Genomic DNA, 19384 nt, shown 5'->3' on the forward strand with positions numbered 1-19384 from the left:
CCACCATGGCTCACAGCGAAGCGTTCCGTCAGCAAAGGCGCAAACTCATTCTGGCCGGGATGGCGGCCGGCGGCCTGGGTACAGCCGCATGGCTCCGGCCCCCGGCTATTCGCGATGGCCACTCACACTACTTCCGCGCCCTGTCCCGGGCGCTGGATGCCAGCGGGCTGGCCACACCCACTCTGGTGATTGACCAGCAACGCCTGGACCACAACATTCAGGTGTTGCTACAACACCTTGGCCACGACTTCGACTACCGGATTGTGGTGAAATCCCTGCCTTCGGTGCCCTTACTGGAGCACGTGATGGCCAAGACCGGCACCCGGCGGCTGATGCTGTTTCACCAGCCTTTCCTCAACCAGATTGCCAGCTCCATCCCTGACGCCGACATTCTGCTGGGCAAACCGTTACCGGTCGCGGCGGCTGCCCGTTTCTATGGTCGGCACCAGGCTGACCAGAACGACTTCCAGCCCCGACAGCAACTGCAATGGCTGATCGACTCTCCACGCCGGTTGGCGCAATACGAGCAACTGGCCCGTCAACGGAGCGAGCCTATGCGGGTGAACCTGGAACTGGATATCGGCCTGCACCGGGGCGGGTTCAACTATGATCAGCTGCTATCCCGGGCGCTGTTGGACATAGAGCAATCCCGCTGGCTGAGCTTCAGCGGTTTTATGGGTTATGAACCCCATATCGTGAAAGCACCGGGGCCAACCGACTGGTTGTGGCAAAAGGCCATGGCCCGTTACAACCGGTATGTTTCACTGGCCCGGAACACCCTGGGGCGTGATCTGGCAGGGCTCACCTTCAACACCGGAGGCTCCACCACGTACCAGTTATATAAGGGCCGGGCCAACACCATTACCGCCAACGAACTGGCGGCCGGCTCCGGCCTGGTGATGCCCACGGATTTCGACCTGGCCACCCTGGCGGGCCACCAGCCTGCGGCTTTCATTGCCACTCCGGTGCTGAAACTGCAGGAAGCCAACCGGATTCCCGGCACACCGGGCATTGGCCGACTGCAGCGATTGTGGAACCCCAACCGGGCCAGGGCGGTCTTCATTTACGGGGGCAACTGGAAGGCTCGGCCGGTGTCACCGGCGGGGCTGACAACCAACCCGGTGTTCGGACGGTCCAGTAATCAGGAGATGCTTAACCTGGCCGCCGGGGTGCCACTGCAGGAAGACGACTGGGTATTCCTGAGGCCGCATCAGAGCGAGTCTGTGTTTTTGCAGTTCGGCGATCTCGCCGTTTTCGATGCCAGACTGGGGGAAATTTCCCGTTACTGGCCGGTGGTGCCAGAGGGATGACGTCGCCGGCAGTGCATGCTTTAATTCCGTCCACCATCGATCAATACGGGACCCTGCATGACCCCTGGAATTCTTGCGGCCAAGAGGGCCAAAGTGAACTACACCATACATGAGTACGACCACGATCCGGCGGCCGAGAGTTACGGTGGTGAAGCAGCGGCGAAAATGGGTGTGGCGCCGGAGCAAGTATTCAAGACGCTTGTGGTGAGCCTGGATGACAAGGAACTGGCGGTCGGCATTGTACCGGTCACCGCCATGCTGGGCCTCAAGCAGATCGCAAGGGCCGCCGGGGCAAAGAAAGCCACGATGGCGGACAAACAGCTGGTCCAGAAAACCACCGGTTATGTGCTGGGTGGTGTCAGCCCTCTGGGCCAGAAAAAACGGCTCCGAACGTTTATCGACAGCACCGCCCACCACTTCCCGACGGTGTTCGTCAGCGCCGGCAAACGTGGACTCGAGATAGAGCTGACGCCGGACGATCTGGCACGCCTGACCAATGGCCTGTTAGTGCCTCTGCAGCAGGATTGACCGCAGGAGCAAGCACAAAAAAACCGGGCGACCATGGGCAACCCGGTTTTTGTCAATCACGGCCGGAGCAGGCTCCGGCCGGCTGAACCGCTGGCCTTACTTCACGGAGTCCCGTGCATCGGCCAGGATCTTGTTGAAGGTCGCGCTTGGCTGCATCACCTCACACACCTTCTCCATGGGCGGGTGGTAGTAACCACCGATATCGGCCGGGTGGCCCTGCACCACGGTCATTTCCTCCAGGATCTTGTCCTTGTTCTCTTCCAGCTGTTTCGACAACTTGGCAAAGAACTCTTTCAGCTCCTTGTCATCATCCTGCTTTGACAGCTCTTCCGCCCAGTAACGAGCCAGGTGGAAGTGGGAACCCCGGTTATCCAGCTCACCGGTGACGCGAGACGGAGACTGGTTATTTTCCAGCAGGCGCTCGGTGGCTTTGTCCAGGGTCTGGCCCAGCAGACGGGCACGCTGGTTGTTCTGTTTCTCACCCAGCTCATCCAGAGACACCGCCGTGGCCAGGAATTCACCCAGGGAATCCCAACGCAGGTGGTTTTCCTGGATCAGCTGCTGTACGTGCTTGGGCGCAGAACCGCCAGCACCGGTCTCGTACAGGCCACCGCCGTTCAGCAACGGAACGATGGACAGCATCTTGGCACTGGTGCCCAGTTCCAGAATCGGGAACAGGTCGGTCAGGTAGTCCCGCAGCACGTTGCCGGTGACAGAAATGGTGTCCAGACCACGAATCAGGCGCTCCATGGTCCAGCGGATGGCGCGAACCGGAGACTTGATGTGGATTTCCAGACCGTCGGTGTCCAGCTCGGCCAGGTACTTTTCAACCTTCTTGATCAGCTGGGCATCGTGGGCGCGCTCATCGTCCAGCCAGAACACCGCAGGCGTGCCGCTGGAGCGGGCCCGGTTAACCGCCAGCTTGACCCAGTCACGGATCGGCAGGTCTTTGGTCTGGCAGGCGCGCCAGATGTCGCCTTCTTCAACCTTGTGCTCGGTCAGTACGGTGCCGTCTTCGGCCACCACACGCACAATGCCGTCTTCCTTCATTTCGAAGGTCTTATCGTGGGAGCCATACTCTTCGGCTTTCTGCGCCATCAGGCCCACATTCGGTACGGTACCCATGGTGGTGGGGTCAAACGCGCCGTGGGTTTTACAGAAGTTGATCACTTCCTGGTAGATGGTGGCGTAGGTGGACTCCGGCATAACCGCCTTGGTGTCCTTGAGCTTGCCGTCACGGGCCCACATCTTGCCGGAGTTGCGGATCATCGCCGGCATGGAGGCATCGACAATCACGTCGCTCGGTACGTGCAGGTTGGTGATGCCTTTAACGGAATCCACCATGGCAATTTCCGGGCGGTGCTCATAGCACGCGTGCAGGTCTTCCTGAATCTGCTCCTGCTTGGACTCCGGCAGCTGCTTGATCTTCTCAATGACGGAAGACAAGCCGTTGTTCGGGTTAACACCGATTTCCTTGAACAGGTCGCCGTATTTGTCGAACAGCTCCTTGTAGAAAACCTTCACCGCGTGACCGAACACGATCGGGTGGGAGATTTTCATCATGGTGGCTTTAACGTGCAGGGAGAACATCACGCCGGTTTTCTCGCAGTCGGCAATGGCGTCTTCGAAAAACTTCACCAGAGCCTTCTTGCTCATGAACATGCCGTCCAGCACTTCGCCTTCCTGCAGCGGCAGGTCGGGCTTCAGTACCGTCTGTTTGCCCTGCTTGTTCTCAAACACGATGTGGGCGTTGGTGGCCTTGTCCAGGGTGACCGATTGCTCACTGGAGTAGAAGTCACCACCGCGCATGTGCGCTACGTGTGTACGGGACGCCGGGCTCCACTCACCCATGCTGTGGGGGAACTTGCGGGCAAAGGCTTTTACCGCAGCCGGCGCACGGCGATCGGAGTTACCTTCACGCAGTACCGGGTTAACAGCACTGCCCAGTACTTTGGAGTAACGGGCGTGGATTTCTTTCTCTTCGTCGGTTTCCGGGTGCTCTTTATATTCCGGAACCTTGTAGCCCTGTTCGTTCAGCTCTTTGATGGCGGCACGGAGCTGGGGAATGGACGCGGAGATGTTCGGAAGCTTGATGATGTTGGCGTCCGGATCCTTGGTGTACTCACCCAATTCAGCCAGGGCATCCGGAACGCGCTGGTTTTCTTCGAGGTAGTCCGGGAAGCCTGCCAGAATACGCGCCGCAAGAGAGATGTCGCTGGTTTCAAAGTCGATACCAGCCGGCTTGGCGAAGGTTTCCAGGATGGGAAGCAGTGACCGGGTGGCGAGGGCGGGGGCCTCATCGGTCAGTGTGTAGACAATCTTGGCTTTGGATGTTGTCATTTTCGTCCTCAGGCAAATGGGTGGGTTCAGGACGGTCATGGCACGGTCAGGCGTCTTGTGAACGGCTGGTTATGCCGATGACTGATTCGGAACTTTTGATAGACCTACTAAGATAGCATTTTTTACCAAACTTTGGTTACGATCTTAGTATAAGAACGGACTAAAAATGCCTGATCTTCGGTTACAGGACGATGAAATGGCGGGAATTTACGAAACTTTCTAACATTTATCAGGTGTGGTGTCAGCGTGCCAGGGGGAGGGTTTTCCAAAACACGCTGTGAATACTTCCCTGTAAGCTCTGCTCCGCCATCCATGGCTCCGCAAGGTTTTGGAAAACCCTCCCCCTGTCACTCTCAAACGCTGTACGGGTAGTCCGATGACATCGTCTCAGGGTTCGCAGACACGGGCTGTTTTGTCAACAAAACAGCCCGTGTTGGTGCATCTCTCGCTCACATTTATCCTGATTCAGTCGGGTAATAACCCCACCTCCACCAACCGCTCACGTATCCGGTCCAAGGCTTCCGGATTGCCAAGGGCATCCCGGTTGTCCGCTTTACTTGAGCCATTGACCAGCCGGGCCACCGCGAGTTCCACTTTTTTGCCACTGCGGGTGTAGGGAATGTCGGGCACTTCGACGATGTGTTTGGGTACGTGCCGGGGGCTGGCGCCTTCGCGGATTCGGGTTTTCAGGGTTTTGATCAGGTCGTCGGTGACAGTCTGGCCGGCGACGTTGATGACGGGGGGGCCATACCTAGTTGGAATGTTACCCAGATTTATTGACAGGCTCTGATACTTTGATCCCTACTCACGAAAACAGACTCTTCCCTTTTCGTGGTACCACCTCTTGATCTCATTAACGATGCCTTGGGGAGAATCCTCGCGGTCAGTCTCTGGATAGAAAATCAGATCGCTTTTTGCAGGGTGCTCAACCAGCTCATTGAATTGGTCAACAAACTGACTTTCCTCATCTTCAGTAATATCCTCATTCCAAAACCAGTTTAGAGCAGCAATGAACTCTTCTTCGGTATAGTCACTCAATCGCTTTTTTTGCAGTTTCATTATGTCCTCCGGTGGACCTGAATATGCCTGAAGGGGGTTACCACTCTCAAATTTTCAACGTCGTATACGGCGCCCCCGTTTCCTATTTCTTCTACATGGTGAATTTCAAACCGGTTCCTTTTTCCGGCTTGATCATTAAGCCTTGTAAAAGGAGCTCTGCCGGCCCTGATGGTTTTTTGATTTCGAGAACTGAACTGCCCCATGAGTTCTGTATCCTTTGCCACCTCAAGCCAAAAGTCCTCACGGAACCGGTCAAAATTCGCAAATTCACGCCCCCTGAGCCGATCCGCAATCTGCGCAGGTATCGGCGCTCCAAGATCTCTTGAGGCATTCTCTAACCAGATTCCGGTAATTTCTTCTCCACTTCCAGTGACCACCCCTCGTTCATCGCGAGCAGTCTTCCGGAAAACCAAATACAACGGCTCAATCCCGCTGTCCGCCGGAAAGCTCACGATCAGCTCAACCTGATCCTCAAAGGGCTGCTGGTAGCCGGGTGGCGAATGTTCCTGGCCATCATCCTGGATGGGTGTCACCAGAATGCTGTAGGGATCAATACCGGAATCCGCCGGGTATTCGGTGCTCACTACCGGGCGGTGGCCGCTGTCATCCGGGTACCAGACGAGGGTGAAGTCGTCATCAACCACCACTTCAAAATTCTCGCCCTTGAGCTCTGCGTGAGCAACCGGAACCCGGTCTTTGTATCCCGTGCTGTCGTTGACGTGATAGCCGGCCACCCGGAGGTTTCCGGTGGCATCCACGTGCAGATGAAAACGCACCCGAATGGCCGCCTCAGCCATCTCAAGCAGTTCTTCCTCGGTGTACAGGGTGCTGTCGCCCAATTTGGATGGCCAGAGTGCCAACAGCACTGCACTGCCGGCGGTGCTGAGTACTCCGGCACCAATTCGCGCGGCCATGGCCCAGCCTTTTGCCAGTCTCGTTGCCGAACCAGAGATCAAGCCCAGCGGCCGCAAGCCGTTTGCCCCAGGGCTGGTGACCGTGGCGGGGGCAAGCATCGCAAGGGTGCCAAAGTTACTGGCCTTTTCCTGTCCCTCATTACTGTCGGTATCCCCGGAGGGCCGGGTGCAGGACTTGGCGAATACCTTGGGCCCCAGGGGCGGAAGCCCAAAGTTTTCCGAGATCACCACCGGCGGGGGTAGAGGCTCGGGGGGTGGCTCAATCACCGGGCGTTCCGGCGTGTAGTCGAGCTTGGGCGGTGGTGGCAGGCTATCGGAATGAGCGTAGGCGGTGCCTCTGGAAGGAAACGCTTGCCGGTCACCAAAGCGTTTTTCGAAGGCCGTGATGGCATTCTCTGCAATGGCTGCAGAGGTGCTTTCCGTGGGAACAATGCGCCCGGATACCAGCCTGAAAACGGGAGCCGCAGGGATCTCTTTGAGCAACACCAACTCGCCACTGGCAAGCTGGTCTCTTAATCGGGCAGAGGTGAAATTGGAGCTCGAAAGGTAGCTGGCCAGTTCCTTATCGGAGTACTGATCCCAGCCACCCTCGATCATCAACGCTTCGTGAAGCGCAAGCGAGTGCGGGTCTGCTATTTTGGTCACGTCCGTGTATCCACAAGGTGTTAATCGGCACAATCCATGCCTGTAGTGTTGGCAAATGTACCTGAATCACCGAGCGAGTCCAAGCCTACATCCGGAACACTCGTGGTACTAAGTCGTAAGCCGGCCCTCGCTAACCAGAAGCATTGCATTCATGGCCATCCCTGGCAGATCAAATCACCTTGCGAGCAAACCAGTCTCCACCAACCGCTCACGTATCCGGTCCAAGGCTTCCGGATTGCCAAGGGCATCCCGGTTGTCCGCTTTACTTGAGCCATTGACCAGCCGGGCCACCGCGAGTTCCACTTTTTTGCCACTGCGGGTGTAGGGAATGTCGGGCACTTCGACGATGTGTTTGGGTACGTGCCGGGGGCTGGCGCCTTCTCGGATTCGGGTTTTCAGGGTTTTGATCAGGTCGTCGGTGACGGTCTGGCCGTCGGCCGGGACTACGAACAGGACCACTTCCACGTCGCCGTCGATCTGGCGGCCGACTACGAGGCTGTCTTTGACCTCGCTGATGGTTTCTACCTGGCGGTAGATTTCCGCGGTGCCGATTCGGACGCCGCCGGGGTTAAGGGTGGCGTCCGAGCGGCCGTAGATGATGGCGCCGCCGTGTTCGGTGAATTCGATAAAGTCGCCGTGGGCCCAGACGCCGGGGAAGGTGTTGAAGTAGGCGTCGTTGTAGCGTTCGCCGTCCGGGTCCTGCCAGAAGCTGACGGGCATGGAGGGCAGGGGTTGGCGGCAAACGAGTTCGCCCCGGCCTTCGCTGACCGGCTGGCCGTCGTCGCCGTAGGCCACGGCGTCCACGCCCAGGAAGCGGCACTGGATTTCGCCTCTTCGTACCGGCAGCAGTGGGGTCGATCCCACAAAGCAGCCGCAGATGTCGGTGCCGCCGGCGATGGAGCCGAGCAGTACATTGGAGGCGCCATCGCTGTAAACCCAGTCGTAGTCTTCCGGCAGCAGTGGGGAGCCGGTGGAGAAGACCACGCGCAGGTGGCTCTGGTCCAGGGTTTTCGCCGGTTGCAGTTCGGCTTTGCGGCAGCCGGCGATGAAACGGGCGCTGGTGCCGTAGTGGGTGACCCGCTCTTTGGCCACGGTCTCCCACAGGAAATTCAGGCTCGGGTAACCCGGGGAACCGTCAACGGTAATCACGGCGGCGCCGGTCATCAGGGCGGAGGCCTGCCAGTTCCACATCATCCAGCCGCAGGTGGTGAAGTAGAGGAAGCGGTCGTCCGGGCCCACGTCGCCGTGCAGCATAAGCTCTTTGGCATGGTTAACCAGCAAGCCGGCGGTGCCGTGCACGATGCACTTGGGTTTGCCGGTGGTGCCGGAGGAATAGAGGATGTAAACCGGGTGATCAGGGTCGACTGGGGTAAAGGAAGGTGCCTGACCTTCTCCGGCTTTCAGGGCATCGTCCCAGGTGGTGACCATCTCGCCGGGGATCGGGGCTTCATCTGGCAGTTGCGCTACGCTGACCACCACTTTCAGGGACGGCAGGCCAGCGATCAATTCGGCAAAGTCGTCCTGGCGGGCAAACACCTTTCCGCCATAGCCGTAGCCATTCACCACGATCAACGCGGAGGGTTCGATCTGGCCGAAGCGGTCGTTGATGGCACCAATGCCGAAGTCCGGCGACGCGGAGCTCCAGATGGCGCCCAAGCTGGTGGCGGCGAGCATGCCCACAAGGGCTTCGTAGCCGTTGGTGACCACGCCAGCCACGCGTTCGCCCTTCTGGATGCCTCTGCTGCGCAGGAAGGCTTCCAGGGCGCCGGCGTCGGCTTTCAGTTCGGCGTAGGTCTTGCGCAGTACCGGGCGGGTTTCGCAGTAGGCCACCACGGCTTCTTTGTCAGCATGATCGCCGTCCGCCAGCCGCAGCAGGTTGGCGGCAAAATTCAGTTTCATGCCGGGGAACCATTCGGCGCCGGGCATCTCACGGCGGCCCAGCACCCGCTTGGCGGGGGTGTCGCAGACCAGGCCACAATAATCCCAGACTTTCTGCCAGAAGGTGTCCAGTTCGGTGATCGACCACTGGTGCAGGGCGTGGTAATCGGCAAACGGGCCAAAGCCCTGTTGCTCAAGCCAGGCCTGGAACTGGCCCATTCGGGAACCGGTGAGGGTTTCCTGGCTCGGGGTCCAGACAACCGGTGATTGTTCTGTGTTGCTCATCCGTCTCTCCAGAAAATTACTGCATGTGCCAGCCGTGGCTGACCACGATCGACTGGCCAGTGAGGGCGGCGGACGGGAAGGCCGCCAGGTGCACCGCCAGCTCTGATACGTCTTCGAGGGTGGTGAACTTGCCGTCCACCGTGTTCTTGAGCATCACCTTGCTGATCACTTCTTCCTCGGAAATGCCCAGCTCTTTGGCCTGCTCTGGGATCTGCTTGTCCACCAGCGGGGTGCGTACAAAGCCGGGGCAGATGATGTTGCTACGTACCCCATGCTCGGCACCCTCTTTCGCCACCGCCCGGCACAGGCCCAGCATGCCGTGCTTGGCGGCTACATAGGGCGCTTTCAGCGGCGAGGCTTCCACCGAGTGTACCGAGCCCATATACAGCATAGTACCCCCACCTTGGGTGTACATCTGGCGCAAGGCGGCGCGGGTCACCAGGAAGGCGCCGTCCAGGTGCACGTTCATCACCTTGCTCCAGTCGGCAAAGGCCAGTTTATGCACCGGGTCAATGTGTTGGATGCCGGCGTTGGCCAGGGCCACATCGAGCCGGCCCCATTGCTCAATGATGGCGGCAACCCCCTGGTCCACCGCCTGCTCATCGGTGACATCCATGGCCAGGGCCATGGCCGTGCCGCCCGCCTGCTCGATGGCAGCGACGGTGTCGGCGGCACTTTCCAGCGTCAGGTCCGCGACCGCTACCCGGGCGCCTTCGCGGGCGTAATGTTCGGCAATGGCCCGGCCAATGCCCCGGCCGGCGCCGGTGATGAGTGCAACTTGGTTGTGAAGACGCATCACACTGTCTCCTTGTTGATGATCGGTTTGTTATTGGTCTTGTACAGGGCGGTCATATCAACGACCTCCGTAGACTTCGTTGGGCAGCCAGGTGGCCAGGGGTTCGAACCAGAAAACCAACGCCAGTCCGAGCACCTGCAGGGCAATAAACGGCAGCACCCCCAGGTAGATATGGCGTGTGGTGATCCCCGGTGGGCAAACACCCTTGATGTAAAACAGGGAGAAACCAACCGGCGGGGTCAGGAACGAGGTCTGCAGACAGATGGCGAACATCACCGCAAACCACACCGGCTCCACGCCAAGGGAGAACACCACAGGGGCAACCAGGGGCAGAATGATCAGGGTGATTTCCACCCAGTCCAGGAAGAAGCCCAGCAGGAAGGTAATGAACAGCACGGTGATCAGAATGCCAGTGGTGCCGAACGGCAAACCGGTAATGGCATCGCGAATCACATCATCGCCGCCCAGGCCGCGAAGGACGGCAGCAAATACCGTGGCGCCGATAAAGATGCCGAAGATAAAGGCCGTGGTGCGGCTGGTCTGGTACAGGGATTCCCGCAGTACCTTGACGTTAAGACGCCGGCTCAGAAGCGCCATCAGCAGGGCCCCGAACGCCCCCACGGCCGAGGCTTCGGTGGTGGTGGCAATGCCAAAGAAAATGGAACCCAGCACCGCAATGATCAGCGCCATGGGCGGCACCACTGCCAGGAATACATCGAGAAGCGCCCTGAGATCCAGCGGCTCCCGGTTTTTCGGCGCCGGGGCCAGGTCCTTTTTGATGAAGGAGGCAATCAGGATGTACAGGATATACATGGCGCCGAGCATCAGGCCCGGAATCAGCGCTCCCATGAACAGCTTACCGACAGACGCATCGGACGTGCCCAAACGATCCGCCATCAACACCAGCATGATGCTGGGGGGCACCAGAATACCCAGGGTGCCCACGGAACACGCCGTACCCACCGCCAGGGATTTGTTGTACTGGGCCTGCATCATCGGCCCCAGGGACAACATGCCCAACAACACCACCGAAGCCCCGACAATACCGGTAGAAGCCGCCAGCAGCACACCGACAATTACCACGGTAATGGCATAGCCACCGCGCAGCGGGCCGAGTACCCGCACCAGGCTGTGCATCAGCTTCTCGGCAATGCCGGAGCGGTCGAGCATGATGCCCATAAAGATAAACAGCGGTAGCGCCACCATCAGTTCATTGGCCACCACTCCATACAATCGGGCATCCAGGACGCCGATGGTGCCGTTCCAGGTGAACCAGAGGTCGGCATCAAAATGTTCAATCAGAAAGTTCGCCAGTACGGCAAACACCAGGCCTATGCCCGCCAATGACCAGGCCACTGGAAAACCCAGCAGCAACAGCACCATGAAGGCGGCGAACATGGCAATAACCAGAAGTGTTTCCAAGCCCATGATTCTTGTGCCTCGTTACGGATGCGGGTGTTCGCCGTTGCCATAGCCCTCGGGCGTGGCAATCTCGCGGGGAAATCGGAACAGCAGCGTGCAGCAACGCAGGGCCCGGGAAGCCAGGGCAATACCCACCAGGGTCATGCCGATGGGCAGCACGCTCTTGAAGATGAAGCGATAGGGCAGGCCGCTGGGGGCCTGGGAACGCTCGTTGTACACATAAGAGCTGTAGGCGTAGGGAATCAGGGTTTCCACCATCAGGTAGACGATGGGCAGCGCCAGTAACAAGATGGCCGCCAGCTCTATTCTCGCCTGCCATTTCAGGGAAAACCGTTCCCGCAACACGTCCACCCGAACGTGATCGTCTTTCACCACCGCAAAGCCCAGGGTGAGCATCATGGCGGCACCGAAGAAGTGCCAGGACAATTCCTCAAGCCAGATCGATCCGGCATTGAGAATGAAACGGCTGAACACGTTGGCCAGCACCACCACCAGCACGGCAATCCATAGCCAGGAACTGAGCTTGCCAACGCCAGCCACAAACCGGTCCAGCCACCAGGACAACCGGTTGTAGGGCAGGCCAGACCCCGCCTGAGCAGGCACGGGCGCCTTGGGGGATTCGTGCTCGTGAGTCACAATCACCTCGACATAATCAGGGAAAATTCGGGGTGGATGCCGGCAACGCCGGCATCCACAGGTTCAGGACTCGGTATCAGTCGTACTGATAGAAGTCCCGGGGCAGGTAGCCCTTGGAGTGCCAGATGGAGTGGTGTTCCATAAACTCACGCTGGCTGGTCAGAACGCGACGGAACATTTCGTCTCCGGCTGCGATCTCGTCCAGTACTTCGTTGGTGACTTTCTGCAGCTCACGCAGTACCGGCTCCGGCAGAGTCTGGGCGTTTACGCCTTCCTTCTCGTAATCCCGCAGGGCGGTGGGCTGGGCCCATTCACTTTCGGCGAAGCCTTTCAGGGTTGCCGATTCGCAGCCCATTTCGATCACGGCGCGGGTTTCAGGCTTGAGCTTGTTCCAGACGTCCTTGTTCACCAGCAGGTGAGAAGTGGTCAGAGTCTGGTGCCAACCCGGCATGATGTAGTTCTTGATGATCTGGTCCAGGCCCAGCATCTTGTCGATGGCTGGCTGGGAGAACTCGGTGGCATCGATGGTCTTGCGCTCCAGGGCCTGATACAGCTCACCGCCCGGAATCATGGTGACTGATGCACCCAGCTTTTCCAGTACCTTGCCACCGATGCCGGCAAAGCGGATTCTCAGGCCATCAATGTCATCCAGACTTTCGATCGGCTTGGCGAACCAGCCGGCTCCCTCGGGGCCGATGATGGAACACAGCATGGGATGGATGTTGCGTTTGGCGTAGATTTCTTCAAGTAACTCGCGGCCCTCACCCTGGTAATACCAGGCCAGGTAGGCAGGGGGTTCCATGTTGAAGGGGGCGCCAGAGTACAACGGCAACGCGGGAATAGTACCCTGATCGTAACCCACCCAGGTGTAACCGGCGGGGTACTTGCCTGTGCTGACGGATTCCATGATTTCAAACGGGGGTACCAGCTCGCCCGGCTCATAGTAACGAAGCTGGATATTGCCGCCAGAAACCGCTTTCAGGTTCTCAGTCAGGTGTTTGACCGGGGTAGTCAGGCCTATCAGATGCGACGGGAATGCCAGGGGCACCTGCCAACGGACTCGTTCCGATGCCAGGGCATCGCTGCTGATCAGGCTGCCGGAAATCACAGCCGCAGCGGTAATACCATAGGTAAGACGCGAGAGCTTTTGCTTGATCGACATGAAATGGATCCTTCTTGTTGTTGTCATCCACCTTTCGGTCTTGGTGCCGAAAGGCTGGTCTGAGTTGAATCAGACAACGCACGAAACCGCGACTGACCGGTTCGGGTCCAACGAATGTGCGCCAGTGTTGTTTTCGAGCGTTGTTCTGACGTCCTGCATTCAGGCTATAGCAGACACCGTGCCATCCAAACAAAGTCTTTATTTATCAATTAATTATGATCTTCCCCCATATTCCAGAAACATCGGAGCGTCTGGCTGACCGGACACTTCAAGACCTTGGTCGGAGTGAAGTGTCCTAAAAACAGGACATATGTCTTGGATTCAGGACAGCTTCGCCAGTTTTTCATAGAAAACCGACCGGGAAATGCCCAGCAGACGGGCGGCCTTGGTACGGTTACCCCGGCAGGCCAGCAGCGCCTGCTCGATGGCCTGTGCCTCCGCCTCGGCCAGGGTCTGGGCGAGCGGCCGCACCGGCCTGGGCGCCATGGCCGGCACAGTGCGCTGGCTCGCCCTCGGCAATACCTTGAAGATGGCATCGGCATCCAGCAGGTCGCCATCCTCACTCATGGTCAACGCCCGCTCCAGCACGTTGCGCAATTCCCGGATATTGCCCGGCCAGTCATAGCTGCCAAGAGCCGCCACCCCGGCATCGGTAATTTCCCCCCGCAGCCCCTGGCCCTCGCAGATTTCACCCAGCAGCGCCTCGCACAGCACCCCGAGATCCGCCAAGCGGTCCCGTAGCGGCGGTATGTTGATTTCCAGCACGTTCAGGCGGTAATAGAGGTCTGACCGAAAACTGCCCTCAGCAATCATCGATTCCAGATTCCGGCTGGTTGCCGCGATGACCCGAACATCCACATTGGCCACCTTGTTTGAACCCAGGGGTTCGATTTCCCCCTCCTGGAGGGCCCGCAGCAGTTTCGCCTGCAACGGCAGCGGCATGTCGCCCACTTCGTCCAGGAACAGGGTGCCCCCGTTGGCCAGTTGAAACTTGCCATCACGGGTACGCCGGTCAGCTCCGGTATAGGCACCCGGCGCCACACCAAAAAACTCCGCTTCCAGCAGATTTTCCGGAATGGCCGCCACGTTCACCCCAACGAAGGGTTTGTCGGCCCGGGGCGATACCGCGTGGATCGCCTGGGCCAGAACCTCCTTGCCGGTACCGGTTTCTCCCAGCAGCAGCACTGGCATGTCCCGGCCAGCGGCCAGACGGGCACGCCGTTTGACTTCCAGGGCAGCGGGACTGCCACCAACAAAGTCTCCAAGGCTGTAACGGGTGCCCCGGGCCTTCTTCGCCAGCGCCTTGCGGGCGGCGGCGAGATCACGGTGCAGGCGACGGTATTTTGATACCAGTGGCGTCAGCGGTTGCAGGTCATCATAAAGGACGAAGGCAACCGCCCCCTCGATCTCACCCTGCTGGTCGTAATAGGGCAGCCGGGTAACCACCAACTGCTGCTGGTTGTGTTCCATGATGTCCAACAGCAGGGGTTTGCCGGTTTCGACCACCTCCGGCATTCGGGTTTGGGGTATCACCTGGCGCACCGGTTTGCCGATTGCCTGGGCTGGGTCGCCAAGGCCCAGCAGGTGGGAATAGCTGCTGTTAATCCAGGTAATCCGGGTATGCCGGTCCACGGCAATGGCACCGGCACTGGCTTCCTCAAACATGGGAAACAGCGCTTCTATCAGGTCTCTTGTCAGACCACTCTTGTTTTTATCGGTAAACAGCTCGGTCATGTACCGCGTACTCACGGGCCGGAATTGGTTCATGGGGCAACCCTGGGCGTCCGGATTTCCGGACGTAGTCACGGAAGTATAGAAAGCCCCCGGTCCGGGGGCAAATCGAAAGTCGGCAGCTCGGCCTCGATCAGGGCCAGATCACTATGGGTTTCATGATCGTTCCTTGTTTGTTGTTTTTGGAAACGCCTCACGGGAGGCAAACATGCCCTTGCGGATCCTGTGCCAACACCCCAACCGACTGTTTTTATTGATTTAATCTCAAAAAGCAAAGAGTCAACAGGTGAAAGCTTCCGGATTTCCGGACATGCACAGGCTCAAATCACCTTCGATCCCCGGCAATGCGGCCTTCTCAGACGTGTCCGGCTTTTCAGACAGCGTCCTGCGAACCGGACACATACCCCATCAACATCCATCTTCAGCGGCAGCTCGTATCATCGGAATAATTGGTAAGCCTTAAGGAGGCAGGGGGGTGATCGTTCGTAATGTCAGGTATATCAGCGCCATCATGGCTATGTCCGCCCTGTTCCTGACAGGTTGCGCCAGCCACCAGCCAACGCCATCACACTCCGTTACCCTGCCGGAAACCGGGTTCACCGTTCATTCCTCACTCCAATATTCACCGGATACCTGGCCAGAGCCGCTGTACGCCGATCTCTACGTGCCTGAGCGCACTGATCCTGCCCCGGTAGTTCTGATGGTTCATGGTGGTGGTTGGGAGCGTCGCTCCCGAAGCGATATGACCTGGGTGGCGGAGTCCCTGGCCAGCCAGGGATTCGCCGTGCTCAACGTGGATTACCGGTTCGCCCCGGATTTCACGTTTCCGGCGCAGCTGCACGACCTGCAGATCGCCCGCCACTGGCTGAACCGGAATGCCGGCCGCTATGGCCTGGACACCTCCCGGGTCACTGGCTTCGGCTTCTCCTCGGGCGCTCACCTGGTGGCCCTGCTGGCCACCGTGGCCAGCACCGACAGTGATCTGAACAGGCCCCATGGCGGCCCGGAAACAGCTCTAAAGGCTGCGGTGGCCGGCGGGCTTCCAGCGGACTTGCCCGCCTTTGGCTCTGGCCGGCTATTGCGTCAGCTTCTGGGGGCTGAATTGGAAGAACAACCCGATCGTTACCAACGGGCGTCTCCGGTTACCCATGTGAGTGCAGCAACGCCGCCGTTTTTCCTGTTTCACGGCACCATGGATATGTTGGTTCCGTTCAGTCAGGCCGAGCGTTTTGCCGAGGCCCTGGATGCCCAGGGGGTGTATCACGAGATCTACCGGATGCGCCTGCGGGGCCATGTCACCAGCTTTCTGACCGCCGGCAATGCGGTCGATCAGGCGGCCCGGTTCCTGGCTCGCCAGGGCGCCGGGCCACAATCAGCCCAGGCGAATGAACGGTAACAGGCTCAACCCGAGAATAACGGCAATGGCGATGAGTGCCGCCAGGAAGGTGACCGGCCGGCGTCGAAACTGATACCAGAGCCCGGTTTCACCACGCTGGCAACGGGCCAGGTAGTCTTCGCGCTGGGCCTGAAGGCGGCGTGCCTGGTAGTCATCCAACAGCGCCCGGGCGCGCTCGGCCTCGGCCTCATCATGCACCCAGAAGCCGCCCATGCTGATGCCCCAGCGGCTGGGTGGTGTTTCGTAGTAGCTTACCTCGTGCTCTTCGAACAGGGCGCGGATATCGTCGGCCTCGTCGTCGGGTACGTTACGCAGATTCATCAGGTGGTGGGGCATAGGGCGTTCCGGCTGGCTTAACGGGCGTTGTTGGCTATATCCTAGCAGGAAAGCATAACCGACCGAATGCAACAGGATTCTGCATGAGCCACCACCCCCTTCGTCTGCTGCTGGAGTTTGATGACCGCATCCAGCGCGACAGGGAGCAAGCCCCCGCCTTTCTGCACCGCCGGGACCGGCGTTTTGCACTGGACTGCGAACAGCAGGGCATTCGCCCCGACGCAGCGGCCTGGCTGGCACACATGCAGCGACTCAGCGGCCCCGGCAGTGCAAGCCTGGCGAACCACAAGCTCGAGTTGCAGTGGCAACGGATCCAGCGTGGTTTTATCGCAGCCGGCGCGCTGTTCGGGGTGATTACCATGGCCGGCCTGCTGTTCTACGATGGCGGCCAGCGCATCAATATCACCGTGTTCCTGGCCTTTGTGCTGCTGCAGCTGTTGCTGGCTGCCGCAACCACCGTCCAGGCGGTTGCCGGCTGGCAGCCCTGGGGTTGGTTGCAACGGCGGTTGCAGCCGCAGCTGCCGGGGCAAACCCTGGCACAATTGCAACCGCTGTTGATGGCCCGTGCCGCCCACGCCGGCGGCACCGCGTTCGCCACCACAGGGCTTCTGACCTTGCTGGTGCTGCTTGTTATTCAAGACCTGGCCTTCGGCTGGAGCACCACACTCGACACGGCCGCCGGCGGGTATCACACACTGGTGCAGGCGCTTGCCACCCCTTGGGGCTGGCTGTTGCCGGCAGCTGTGCCGTCCCAGGAACTGGTCGAGGCCACGCGGTTTTTCCGGGCGGCGCCGGACAGCCCCGGCACAGCTCCGGCGCAATGGGGCCAATGGTGGCCGTTTGTCGTCATGCTGTGGCTAACCTGGGTGCTCTTGCCCCGTCTGCTGCTGCTCGCGGCCAGCCACTGGCTGACCATTCACAAGGCCGGCCAGCTTCTGCAACAGCACCCCGGCATGCAGGCGCTGGCCTGGCGCATGGAAACCCCGACCCTGGACACCGGCAATCAGCATAACGATGCCGACGATCTCCCCGACACCACCACCCGGGCCCAGACCGTCGAACTATCAGACACGGACCATATTGTCTGTTGGGCCGGTGCCGGTGAGCCGGAGTTACCGCAACAACTGCTTGGTAACCAGACCCAGATCCTAAAGGCCGGGGGGCGCGCCTCCCTGGAAGAGGATGACCGGGTGCTGGCAACCCTGGCGCAGGCCCTGTCAGAGAGCCCGGAACCCAGCGTTATGGTGGTTACCCGCAGCTGGGAACCCCCCACCGGCGAGCTGCACGACTTCCTGGACCATGCCCGGGAGCAGTGGCCAGGGGATACCCGTGTACTGGTGCTACCGCTGGCCTCCGACGCCAACCGCGCACCAGCCGACCACTTGATCCAACCCTGGTTGCGATTTACCGAGCGCCTACCGGCGGGCTTTGCCCAGGTCACCGTGCTGCCGTCCGTGCCGGATAACCCCTACCAGACCGGAACCGAAAGCCCATGAGCCAGCAGCCGGTTTTCGCCGTGGTCGGCCATCCCAACAAAGGCAAGTCCAGCGTGGTGGCCACCCTGTCCCAGAACGACGCCATCGCCATTGCCCTTGAACCGGGCACCACCCGGGCCCGACAGGCCTACCCGCTCAGTGTTGATGGCCAGCAGCTGTACACCCTGGTCGACACCCCCGGCTTCCAGCGACCCCGGCGGGTACTGCAGTGGTTGGAAGCCCACAGCCTGTCGGCCTCCGACCATCCGGAAACCGTCCGGGCGTTCGTGCTCCAGCACCAGGGCGACGATCGCTACGTGGATGAATGCGAATTGCTGACACCCGTTATCGAAGGCGCCGGGATCATTTACGTGGTGGATGGTTCCGTGCCCTACAGTACCGAGCACGAGGCTGAAATGACCATCCTGCGTTGGACTGGCCGGCCAAGCCTGGCCCTGATCAACAGCATCGGTGATGACGACTACAGCGATACCTGGCAGGCCGCACTCGGCCAGTTCTTTCAGGTTGTCCGCAAGTTCGACGCCGTTCGCGCCCCATTCGAGCAGCATCTCAGCCTGCTCAAAGCCTTCGGACAGCTTGAACCGGACTGGGAGCAGACCCTCGCCCGGGCCACCGACCTGCTGGCCCAGCAACGACAACAGCGCCGCCACCAGGCCGCCGGCCTAATCGCGCGGGCCCTGGAAGACATGATGGCCTATCAGGAGAAGCGCACACTCACCCTGGATCAGGTGGCCAGCATCAGTGATGCTTCCCTGGCTGAAACCCTGCGGGACCGCTGGTATCGGCATCAGCGCCAGCGCGAACAGACCCTGCGGGTGAACATTGAACACCTGTACCAGCATCAACGTATCCAGCGCCAGGAGGCAGAGCTGGAATGGGCCAACCAGCACGACCTGTTCTCCGAAGACACCCGGAAACACTGGGCGGTCAGCAAGAAGTATCTGGCCGGGGCCGGCTTTGGTGCGGGTGCGGTCGGGGGTGCCGGCATTGACGCCGCGACCTTCGGCACCTCCCTTGGCACCGGAGCCCTGGTGGGTGGGCTGATCGGTGCCGCCGGCAGCTACTTTTACGGTGACCGGCTGCTGCTCCCGGCACTGAACATCGGCCCCCTGAAAGACGGTTTGAAAAGCGCCACGTTCGGCCCCGTACAGGACAGCCAGTTCGGCTATGTTGTATTGGGCAGGGCAGTAGATCACTGGTGGCACATCAGCCACCGGAACCACGCCGGACGGGACCTGCTGGAGCTGGAACCGGCCGATCAGCACTGGCTGGAGCGGCTCGATAAACACAGTCGCCGGGAGATCCAGAAAGCCTTCGACCGTTGTCGCAAGCGAAAATCTCTCGGCCACCAGCAACGACAGATTCTGGCAACCGCCATTGAGCATGCCATGATGGTTTACGACGATTGGCGGTTGAATCGGCCTTAACCGGCATGTTTATACTGTACGGC

General features: G+C 59.9%; 15 protein-coding genes and 1 pseudogene. 5 read left to right on the plus strand and 11 right to left on the minus strand.

Annotation, left to right across the window (positions count from 1 at the left end):
- The first annotated feature begins 5 nt into the window (after positions 1 to 5).
- Both ACZ5Q2_RS03800 and ybaK read left to right on the plus strand, forming a co-directional pair.
- Entirely contained in the window at positions 6 to 1310 is a 1305-nt protein-coding gene (locus ACZ5Q2_RS03800; protein WP_061331357.1) for a DSD1 family PLP-dependent enzyme, read from the plus strand.
- A gap of 57 nt (positions 1311 to 1367) precedes the next feature.
- On the plus strand, positions 1368 to 1838 hold the full coding sequence (ybaK, locus tag ACZ5Q2_RS03805) for a Cys-tRNA(Pro) deacylase (RefSeq protein WP_061331358.1): 471 nt from the start codon (positions 1368 to 1370) through the stop codon (positions 1836 to 1838).
- A 96-nt stretch (positions 1839 to 1934) separates the two neighbouring features.
- On the opposite strand, the gene ACZ5Q2_RS03810 is transcribed toward ybaK, so the two are convergent.
- The 10 genes and pseudogenes from ACZ5Q2_RS03810 to ACZ5Q2_RS03855 all read right to left on the minus strand — a co-directional run bounded on the left by ACZ5Q2_RS03810 (position 1935) and on the right by ACZ5Q2_RS03855 (position 14709).
- Positions 1935 to 4178: an NADP-dependent isocitrate dehydrogenase gene (locus ACZ5Q2_RS03810; protein WP_061331359.1), complete on the minus strand. Its 2244-nt coding sequence runs from the start codon at positions 4176 to 4178 to the stop codon at positions 1935 to 1937.
- Positions 4179 to 4643: 465 nt separating this feature from the next.
- Positions 4644 to 4901: pseudogene (locus tag ACZ5Q2_RS03815) on the minus strand (acetoacetate--CoA ligase); the annotation flags it as partial.
- A 78-nt stretch (positions 4902 to 4979) separates the two neighbouring features.
- Entirely contained in the window at positions 4980 to 5237 is a 258-nt protein-coding gene (locus ACZ5Q2_RS03820; RefSeq protein WP_106694168.1) for a bacteriocin immunity protein, read from the minus strand.
- Positions 5237 to 6796, minus strand: a complete 1560-nt coding sequence (locus ACZ5Q2_RS03825; protein ID WP_374787095.1) for an S-type pyocin domain-containing protein — start codon at positions 6794 to 6796, stop codon at positions 5237 to 5239. The genes ACZ5Q2_RS03820 and ACZ5Q2_RS03825 overlap by 1 nt, the downstream gene beginning before the upstream one ends.
- A gap of 174 nt (positions 6797 to 6970) precedes the next feature.
- Positions 6971 to 8959, minus strand: coding sequence for an acetoacetate--CoA ligase (locus ACZ5Q2_RS03830; RefSeq protein ID WP_374787096.1), 1989 nt, complete (start codon positions 8957 to 8959; stop codon positions 6971 to 6973).
- Between the two features lie 16 nt (positions 8960 to 8975).
- Complete coding sequence (locus ACZ5Q2_RS03835) at positions 8976 to 9755, minus strand: 3-hydroxybutyrate dehydrogenase (RefSeq protein ID WP_061331361.1); 780 nt, start codon at positions 9753 to 9755, stop codon at positions 8976 to 8978.
- 57 nt (positions 9756 to 9812) lie between these two features.
- Entirely contained in the window at positions 9813 to 11183 is a 1371-nt protein-coding gene (locus ACZ5Q2_RS03840) for a TRAP transporter large permease (RefSeq protein WP_061331362.1), read from the minus strand.
- 15 nt (positions 11184 to 11198) lie between these two features.
- Positions 11199 to 11813 carry a TRAP transporter small permease subunit gene (locus ACZ5Q2_RS03845; protein ID WP_197463808.1) on the minus strand — a complete coding sequence of 205 codons (615 nt, stop codon included), beginning with the start codon at positions 11811 to 11813 and terminating at the stop codon, positions 11199 to 11201.
- 76 nt (positions 11814 to 11889) lie between these two features.
- Positions 11890 to 12975, minus strand: a complete 1086-nt coding sequence (locus ACZ5Q2_RS03850; RefSeq protein ID WP_061331363.1) for a TRAP transporter substrate-binding protein — start codon at positions 12973 to 12975, stop codon at positions 11890 to 11892.
- Positions 12976 to 13296: 321 nt separating this feature from the next.
- The gene (locus ACZ5Q2_RS03855; protein WP_061331436.1) at positions 13297 to 14709 is read right to left on the minus strand and encodes a sigma-54 interaction domain-containing protein; all 1413 of its coding nucleotides are present in this window, start codon (positions 14707 to 14709) and stop codon (positions 13297 to 13299) included.
- 472 nt (positions 14710 to 15181) lie between these two features.
- On the opposite strand from ACZ5Q2_RS03855, the gene ACZ5Q2_RS03860 reads away from it, so the two are divergent.
- Positions 15182 to 16102 carry an alpha/beta hydrolase gene (locus tag ACZ5Q2_RS03860; RefSeq protein ID WP_227510093.1) on the plus strand — a complete coding sequence of 307 codons (921 nt, stop codon included), beginning with the start codon at positions 15182 to 15184 and terminating at the stop codon, positions 16100 to 16102.
- Here ACZ5Q2_RS03860 and ACZ5Q2_RS03865 read toward each other — a convergent pair.
- Positions 16079 to 16438, minus strand: coding sequence for a DUF6164 family protein (locus ACZ5Q2_RS03865; RefSeq protein WP_432210437.1), 360 nt, complete (start codon positions 16436 to 16438; stop codon positions 16079 to 16081). The two genes, ACZ5Q2_RS03860 and ACZ5Q2_RS03865, sit on opposite strands and share 24 nt — an antisense overlap.
- Before the next feature lie 83 nt (positions 16439 to 16521).
- Between ACZ5Q2_RS03865 and ACZ5Q2_RS03870 the strand changes: the two genes are divergently transcribed.
- Both ACZ5Q2_RS03870 and ACZ5Q2_RS03875 read left to right on the plus strand, forming a co-directional pair.
- Positions 16522 to 17934, plus strand: a complete 1413-nt coding sequence (locus tag ACZ5Q2_RS03870) for a DUF2868 domain-containing protein (protein WP_432210436.1) — start codon at positions 16522 to 16524, stop codon at positions 17932 to 17934.
- Entirely contained in the window at positions 17931 to 19361 is a 1431-nt protein-coding gene (locus ACZ5Q2_RS03875; protein WP_061331366.1) for a GTPase/DUF3482 domain-containing protein, read from the plus strand. Before ACZ5Q2_RS03870 ends, ACZ5Q2_RS03875 begins: the two co-directional genes overlap by 4 nt.
- Positions 19362 to 19384: the final 23 nt, after the last annotated feature.

The sequence above is a fragment of the Marinobacter alkaliphilus genome, from assembly GCF_055394375.1.

Bases quoted from the DNA above. Each gene is read 5' to 3' on its own strand.
- ACZ5Q2_RS03800 (WP_061331357.1), top strand. From the start codon at position 6: ATGGCTCACAGCGAAGCGTTCCGTCAGCAAAGGCGCAAACTCATTCTG.
- ACZ5Q2_RS03835 (WP_061331361.1), bottom strand. From the start codon at position 9,755: ATGCGTCTTCACAACCAAGTTGCACTCATCACCGGCGCCGGCCGGGGC.
- ACZ5Q2_RS03865 (WP_432210437.1), bottom strand. From the start codon at position 16,438: ATGCCCCACCACCTGATGAATCTGCGTAACGTACCCGACGACGAGGCC.
- ACZ5Q2_RS03840 (WP_061331362.1), bottom strand. From the start codon at position 11,183: ATGGGCTTGGAAACACTTCTGGTTATTGCCATGTTCGCCGCCTTCATG.
- ybaK (WP_061331358.1), top strand. From the start codon at position 1,368: ATGACCCCTGGAATTCTTGCGGCCAAGAGGGCCAAAGTGAACTACACC.
- ACZ5Q2_RS03830 (WP_374787096.1), bottom strand. From the start codon at position 8,959: ATGAGCAACACAGAACAATCACCGGTTGTCTGGACCCCGAGCCAGGAA.
- ACZ5Q2_RS03870 (WP_432210436.1), top strand. From the start codon at position 16,522: ATGAGCCACCACCCCCTTCGTCTGCTGCTGGAGTTTGATGACCGCATC.
- ACZ5Q2_RS03875 (WP_061331366.1), top strand. From the start codon at position 17,931: ATGAGCCAGCAGCCGGTTTTCGCCGTGGTCGGCCATCCCAACAAAGGC.
- ACZ5Q2_RS03850 (WP_061331363.1), bottom strand. From the start codon at position 12,975: ATGTCGATCAAGCAAAAGCTCTCGCGTCTTACCTATGGTATTACCGCT.
- ACZ5Q2_RS03810 (WP_061331359.1), bottom strand. From the start codon at position 4,178: ATGACAACATCCAAAGCCAAGATTGTCTACACACTGACCGATGAGGCC.
- ACZ5Q2_RS03820 (WP_106694168.1), bottom strand. From the start codon at position 5,237: ATGAAACTGCAAAAAAAGCGATTGAGTGACTATACCGAAGAAGAGTTC.
- ACZ5Q2_RS03855 (WP_061331436.1), bottom strand. From the start codon at position 14,709: ATGACCGAGCTGTTTACCGATAAAAACAAGAGTGGTCTGACAAGAGAC.